This is a genomic window from Methanosarcina sp. A14 (genome assembly GCF_001729375.1).
Lineage (GTDB): Archaea > Halobacteriota > Methanosarcinia > Methanosarcinales > Methanosarcinaceae > Methanosarcina > Methanosarcina barkeri.
Map to the genome: position 1 here is coordinate 1 of NZ_LZPK01000076.1, position 7414 is coordinate 7414.

Below are 7414 nucleotides of genomic sequence, written 5' to 3' on the forward strand. Positions count from 1 at the left end.
GTAGTCGTTACAGGGTAGTCATTACAGGGTAGTCATTACAGGGTAGTCAGTATAAAGATAAACGTATGAATCTACTGAGCCTATAAACACAGAAAAAGTGAACTGTGACTCGATAGAACAGGCCAGTAAAGCTATTTTGTAGATTTACAAAAACTCTTACTCTACTTTAACTCTTACTCTACTTTATATGTCAGAACCTCAAATAACCTGTTAAAATGATCTAATCTTTTTTCCCTTTTATCTCAACCTTTGAAACCTCCTCTTTTCGAACCCGGTGAGCCTCGTTTCTGGGACGACCCGCACATCTCGAAAAGCATGCTCGAAGCCCACTTTAACCAGGCCCATGATGGGGCTAGCCGAAGAAATGCTGAGATCGAAAAAACAGTTTTCCATCTCATAACCTCAAGAGTTCTGAAAAAAGGAGACCGAATACTTGATCTCGGCTGCGGGCCAGGGCTGTACAGCAGCAGGCTGTGTTTTGAAGGCATGAAAGTAACTGGCATTGACCTTTCCAGACGGTCTATAGATTATGCGCGAGCTCAGGCTGAAAGAGATGGGCATGATATCGATTATATCTGTGCAGACTTTTTCAATATCGATTATAAAGAGACTTTTGATGCTGTTCTTCAAGTCTATGGGGAAATCTGTACCTTTTCCGACGAAAAACGTGACCTTCTCCTGAGCCTTGTTCACAGGGCACTTAAAGAAAACGGAATTTTCATCTTTGACGTGTCAACAAGAGAGCTACGCATGCAAGAAGGGCTCAAAAACAGGTGGTATTTCTCTGAAGGTGGATTCTGGAGACCAGGCAGGCACCTTGTGCTGGAAGAAGGATTTGACTATCCTGAAAATGATACCTGGCTAAATCAGTATATAATCATGGATGAAGATGGGGAAGTAAAGGTCTACAGACTCTGGTTTCATGATTATTCCCTTGAGAAAATAAGCAGGGTTCTTGAGCAGAATGGATTTAGAGTTGAAAATGCATGGAACAGTCTATCCGGAGAGTTCTACAGGAAAGGCGGAGACTGGATAGCGATAGATGCAAGAAAAGTATAGACGAATATGGAGAAATATACGACATATATGTAGATAAGTTACCAAGTGTCGATAAGTTTCAGTCACAATTGACGAAATGAGAAAGATAAAGCCTGATTATGTCGTACCTATGCACTGTACGGGCTGGAAAGCCATAAATCGGTTTGCAGAAGCAATGCCAGAAAAATTCCTGCTATAAGGTTGGCACAACTTATGTATTCAATGAAAATTAACAGAATCCCTTAATAGACATCTTAATTTGAGGAATTGAGTCCACAAATTTTAATGTCCCTTTAACATAGCCATAAAAATCACCATTAGCATACATGCGAAAGAAAAGACAAGCACAAAAATTGCCTTTTTCTGTTCTTTTTCTTGTTCTCTGGATAGTTGATCTGGTGCTCCTTTTATATACAGCACAAAAATTAATGGCCCTAAGACTGATTCTATCCAGAAGAAATACTTAATGTCTTCATAAGATGTCATCCCAGTCATGATCAATAAGATTTGCGCAATTATAAGCCATATTAGAACAATATAAATTTTGAGACTAGTCATTTTATTTAAAGAAAGAAATTTGGAATTATTTTTGCTATGTTGAATATTAGTTTTAGAATCTGTCAATTGTACAACACCGTTATCTATTAAGAATATAATGTTTAAAAACTTTTTTATCAAAGTTCAAAATATTATTATTAAGTATGCAGTTTCTATTGGGCAGTCTCAACTAAATACTTCAATCAACAAACTTCAATCAATAATAGTGATACAGACTCATGCTGGCCTTTAATAGGAAATATTATCGGCATTTAAATTTTGATGCTGTCTTCATGATATTGATTCCAACGGCATATTCCGAACTTTTTCCAGATTTGAATTGAGGAAGATCCCTTTTTTTACATTGCCTTTTTCGTATAACTTGCACAGGTGACCTGAACTTGACAAGCAGGGAATACATATGCCCCTTAAATGTTCACTCCTTACATATTTCCAGAAACTTGCCTACGGTTAATAAATCTCCAGTCCTGCAATTTTCTGCCAACCGCAGGCTATCAAAGTTTTGTCTTAAATTATTTGGAAGCAGTTCTCTAAAGTAGTTCTCTCAGTTTGCGTAAAATAATAATTATTATATGTATTATAAAGTAGCAAAAAGAAAATCAAAAATGTTAAATATTAGTTTGTAATATAGTAAAGTGTCTCTACCAAACAGACACGAGTAGCATAACCAAGTGTCTCTCCGAATAGACACGATCTAAATCGCCTCCTAGATTGTTGAAAGCACCAGAATCTCTTTTTGCCCCTGCCTGCGAAATAAAACAGACAGGGACCAGGGTGCTGAATAACTAATAAGAAATCAAGGGGCAGGTTGTTGAATAAGGAATCAAGAAATCAAATTTAAGGTGTTTTATCTGTCTGCAAGCCATGGAATATATTCTCTACACATTGCTTCTATTTGACAGAGTAGTTAAATTTAAGTATTCTTTTTAATGACAAGTTTTTTATGTTTTTTCGTATATAAATCTTTAATTATCTGATTGAGTCCATCCCAAAACTAATTTTATCCTCAAATTAGTAAAATTTCAAAATTATTTTCGTGATCAAAAAATCTATTACTTATTGTATATATGGGATTCAGAAAAATCATTTTGAGTTTTGGGATCAGCTCATTATGAATATTTATTTGAAACTAGGTTACATTACATTTTTCCGTGATTGATTATCTCATATTCTACACTATATACTTGAATTGAAACCAGAGGTTAAAACCCTCTAAAATCTAATTAAAGCTTTTTTGATTAAACTTTCTTTACTAAATTGCACTTTTTAGAGTAAAGTTAGTAATGATTTATAAAAAGTGGAAAGTATTTTATACTCGGTCATACATTTTTAATAATACTTACACGGTTGAGCATAAGTCATCCGGCAAAACATTAAAAATATCTAAAACATGCACTTTCAAATAAATTTATACTTACTTTATTTTGGGCTCCAAGCGTGCGAGTATTATCAACTAATTCCTCCGAGATTCTTATTAAAAAATAACAGAAATATACTGAAATAAAAACGGTAGTTATAGAGATGCTCTCGAAAATAAACTGAAACAATGCTGTTTGTTCAATTGGATAACATGTCAGGGGAATCATTATCCATAAACAACTTTGTAAAAGTTCTGAACTGCTTTTCTGTCCAGATTAAAGAAGAGCAAATGCTGGTTTCTTTGAGATGTACTTCTGAATGATCAATACAGCGAAAGAGCTTATGCGATAAATGTTCAGGAGTAAGATGTACATGTCAGAAATATTAGATGACTCTTTTGAGCCAAAGGCAGTGCATGACCATTTTATGGAACTAACAACAAAATATCACCCATCTGGTGAGGAAAACCAGGTCCGTGAGTATGTTATAGAATGTGCCGAAAAGATAGAAGGTGTAGAAGTCATTCATTACGATCCCGGAGCTAAAGATCCCGGAGAAAGAGTAATTGTTCTTCGTAGAAAGGGCTCAGGGGACTATGCCAGTGATCCTTATGTCACTCTACAGGCTCACATGGATATGGTATGTTACCCTGACAGAACCATCGAATTTCCCTTACATGTCTTTGGTTATCTTGATAACGAAAGTGCAAAATGGATAAAAGCAGGAGATGAGAACAGTGTCACCGATCCATCATTGGGTACCACCCTGGGTGCAGATGATGGAATTGGAGTAGCAACTATACTTGCCCTTCTGGAAGATGAGAACCTCAAAGACTACCCAATTGAATGCTTATTTACTGTTCAGGAAGAAACCGATATGGGTGGAGCTGCAGGTTTTGACAAAAATCTCTTGATCGGTAGAAAGTACATAAATCTCGATGCAGAAGATGCAAATATAATTATTTACGGCAGTGCAGCAGGGCAGGATGTCCAGTTCGAAGGGAATGTTATCTTAGAAGCTGTTACAACTGATTTTGTTACCCTGGAATTGTCGATCTCAGGGCTTCTTGGAGGGCACTCCGGTGTTGATATCAACAAAGGGAGACTTAATGCTATTAAAGTTATTGCCGAGGCTCTTATCCGGCTTAACAAAAGACTTACAAACCTTGATGGCACAGCAGGCAAATGCATCACAAGCTATGACCTGCGCCTGATTTCATTAAACTCATTGAAAAAGGACGAAATAGAAAAGAAAAATCCAGTAGTAAACAAAATTCCGACCTGGATTGTCGCGAGAATAGCTATTCCAAGAAGCGAGAAAGACAATTTTAAAAATGATTTTAAGGCATATATTGCCGCTTTAAAGAGACAGTTTCCTGAGGAGAAGAATTTTGAATGTAGTGTTGAAGAGGTAAGTTCTGAAGATGTGATTTCATTCCAGAAATCTCTTGATAAAGCGTCGACAGATGCACTTCTTTGCTTACTTCGACAGATACCACACGGCATCATCCGCATGATTCCAAAAATCACTGACGTTGTGGAGACATCAAGCAACCTGGCAGCTGTTAATTTATTTGGACTAAAGGAAGACAAAATAACAATTAAATCCTTAAACCGCAGCTCAGACGAAAATTCATTGGGTGAGCTTGTCCAAATTCAAGAAATCATAGGTAAAATATTCAATTATCAAGTAAATGCAGAAAAAGCTTCTCCTATTTGGCAACCAAAAGACGAATCTGACCTGGTTGATAAAGCAGAAGATGTGTATAAGGATAAAGAACTATATGGCGATGAGACCAAAGCAACCGTAATCCATGCAGGCCTTGAATGTTGCTATATTGTAGAAAAATACGGTGACTCTATGGATTGCATTTCCATAGGGCCTACTATAGTAAACCCTCATACAGGAGGCGAACGCCTTAAGGCGGACACAGTGAAAACCTTCTACAAGGCAGTAAGCACTCTTATTCAGGAACTCTTTAAGAAAAGTGCATAACGCGTTAATTGGAAGCATAAACTCTGCATCCTCTTGTTTTTTATTTTTTCTTTATTTATCAAAGTAAGCTGGAAAAGGCAGAGTGTTTTACAAATGTTTTAGGGGTTGAAGTTATGATTTCAAAGAAAGTAAATCTGGAAACTTTAGATGAGTCTAAAAAGTATCGTGTTGGTGCATACAGTGCCAGATATATCCAAAAGGTCAAAGAAAAAGGAATTCCCAAGTACGAATTCCCTGAAAAAGGGATGAGTCCAAGAGCTGCTTATCAACTGGTACATGATGAACAGAGTCTCGACGGCAATCCCTTCCTGAATCTGGCAAGTTTTGTCAACACATGGATGGAACCAGAAGCAGACAAGCTTGTCATGGAAAACATAAATAAAAATATCATAGATATTTTCGAATATCCTCAAACTGACAAAGTTATTCACAGGAATATTGTGAATATGCTTGGGCGTCTTTTTAATGGGCATCATACCGAATTCATGGGTACGGCAACAGCAGGCTCTTCAGAAGCTATAATGCTGGGTTTGCTGGCTCACAAATGGAGCTGGAAAAACTCAGGGCGAGGCACAGGCAAACCAAACATAATTTTTGGAAACGATGCTCACGTTTGCTGGGATAAATTTGCCAAATACTTTGACGTCGAAGCTAGAAAAATTCCTATAGACAAAGACAGACGTACAATTACGGCAGATGCTGTCTCAGAGCAGATTGATGAGAACACAATCTGTGTTGGTTGCGTTTTGGGAACAACTTTTACAGGAGAAATCGATCCTGTAAAGGATATTAATGATTTACTTTTGGGATACAAGGAAGAAAAAGGCTGGGACATACCCATCCACATAGATGCTGCAAGTGGCGGCTTCATATTGCCATTTACCGAACCTGATTTTGAGTGGGACTTCAGACTGGAAAGAGTAAAATCGATAAACGTTTCAGGACATAAATACGGATTGACTTATCCGGGCCTTGGCTGGCTTATTTTCCGTGATGAAAGTGACCTTCCCGAAGACCTGATTTTCCATGTGAACTACCTCGGAGAAATGGAAGATTCGTACACCCTGAACTTTTCAGGAGGCAGTGCGATGGTTGCGGCCCAATATTACAATATTTTAAGATTCGGAAAAGCTGGTTATACCGGAATAATGAAGAATATCCTTGAGGTTTCTCAGGATCTTGCTGAGAGGGTTGACAGACTGGGCCGTTTCGAAATGCTGAACAAAGGAGAAAGACTTCCTATAATTGCTTTCAAGCAAAAAGAGGAAACTGGTTATTCCCTGCAGCAGCTCTCGTACAAGCTAAGAGAGAAGGGCTGGATAGTTCCCGCCTACTGTCTTCCAGAAAATGCGGCGGATATCGAGATAATGCGCATTGTCATAAGAGAAAATTTCACTCCGGATATGGCAGCAATTCTTGTAAACGATATCGAAAATGCATGTCAGTTTTTTAAAAATGGTAGAAAATCCGAAACAAAAAAACCCTGCCCGCCTGATGATGGTATGGTCCATATTTGCTGAAAATTTGCACCTCAGCAATCTTATTTTTTAGAAAAGAGCGAATAAGATAACTTTTGAATTAGATAACCTTATACCCACCCTATCTGCGCGATAAACCGGCTCAACGGTTTCGGCTCAACGGTTGTTCCAAATTAAAATTGCGCTGGCGAATACCGACACAGGAAATGCTGTATTTCATTGGAATTAAATATCCTTAACCACTCGAAATCCCAGACTATTTAACCTTTTATCCTGAGCCACAAAAAGTCTTTCAGCCGACCGACAGCATCCTGCATTTCCGTTCCAGCCTCCGCCTCTCCTTACTCTCACTGGAGTGGATACACTTGGAAGGGCGTTTTCCCATGCCCCTCCATCTATCGGGGCGCCTTTGTAACTGATATGGTACTCGTCCTGTACCCATTCTCCTGCATTTCCATAAATATCATAAAGCCCCCAGGGATTTGGCTTTTTCAGGCCGACCGGATGGGTTGCAAACCCGGAATTCTCCAGAAACCAGGCATATTCTGAAAGTTTCGATCCATCGTCTCCAAAAAAGTAAGCGGTTTCAGTTCCTGCTCTGGCTGCATATTCCCATTCGGCTTCAGTTGGAAGGCGGTAGATTCGGGAAATTCCATCGACATTTTCCAGAGCATTAAGTTTCCGGAAAAAGACCTTAATCTCATCCCATGAAACATTTTCAACAGGATGCTTTTCGCCCTTAAAATATGCAGGATTGTTACCCATGACTTTCTGCCATTGCTCCTGTGTCACCGGATACCTGCTAAGGTAAAAAGGTTTTTTGATTGTTACTTTATGCACAGGACTTTCCCAGAGCTTTCTTCTTTTTTCACGCATTGGAGAGCCCATGTTAAATTCTCCGGCAGAAATCAGAATAAACTCCATTCCAATAGAGTTAATTATTGAGCTGCCGGACAAATTCTTGATTGAGTTATTCAGTGAGTTAT

General features: G+C 38.4%; 5 protein-coding genes. 3 read left to right on the forward strand and 2 right to left on the reverse strand.

Annotated elements, in window-relative coordinates:
* Positions 1-249 precede the first annotated feature (249 nt).
* Positions 250-1059, forward strand: a complete 810-nt coding sequence (locus A9239_RS04695; RefSeq protein ID WP_048155175.1) for a class I SAM-dependent methyltransferase — start codon at positions 250-252, stop codon at positions 1057-1059.
* A 261-nt stretch (positions 1060-1320) separates the two neighbouring features.
* On the opposite strand, the gene A9239_RS04700 is transcribed toward A9239_RS04695, so the two are convergent.
* Positions 1321-1662, reverse strand: coding sequence for a hypothetical protein (locus tag A9239_RS04700; RefSeq protein WP_048155177.1), 342 nt, complete (start codon positions 1660-1662; stop codon positions 1321-1323).
* A 1665-nt stretch (positions 1663-3327) separates the two neighbouring features.
* Between A9239_RS04700 and A9239_RS04705 the strand changes: the two genes are divergently transcribed.
* On the forward strand, positions 3328-4950 hold the full coding sequence (locus A9239_RS04705; RefSeq protein WP_048118463.1) for a M20/M25/M40 family metallo-hydrolase: 1623 nt from the start codon (positions 3328-3330) through the stop codon (positions 4948-4950).
* Between the two features lie 113 nt (positions 4951-5063).
* A complete protein-coding gene (locus A9239_RS04710; protein WP_080941479.1) occupies positions 5064-6470 on the forward strand; it encodes a glutamate decarboxylase in 1407 nt (468 codons plus the stop codon).
* A 183-nt stretch (positions 6471-6653) separates the two neighbouring features.
* Here the strand turns inward: A9239_RS04710 and A9239_RS04715 are convergent.
* On the reverse strand, positions 6654-7414 hold a 761-nt coding region (locus A9239_RS04715; RefSeq protein ID WP_069575229.1), incomplete at its 5' end, for a formylglycine-generating enzyme family protein.

Coding starts and splice junctions, on each gene's coding strand:
- A9239_RS04705 (WP_048118463.1), top strand. CDS start 3,328: ATGTCAGAAATATTAGATGACTCTTTTGAGCCAAAGGCAGTGCATGAC.
- A9239_RS04710 (WP_080941479.1), top strand. CDS start 5,064: ATGATTTCAAAGAAAGTAAATCTGGAAACTTTAGATGAGTCTAAAAAG.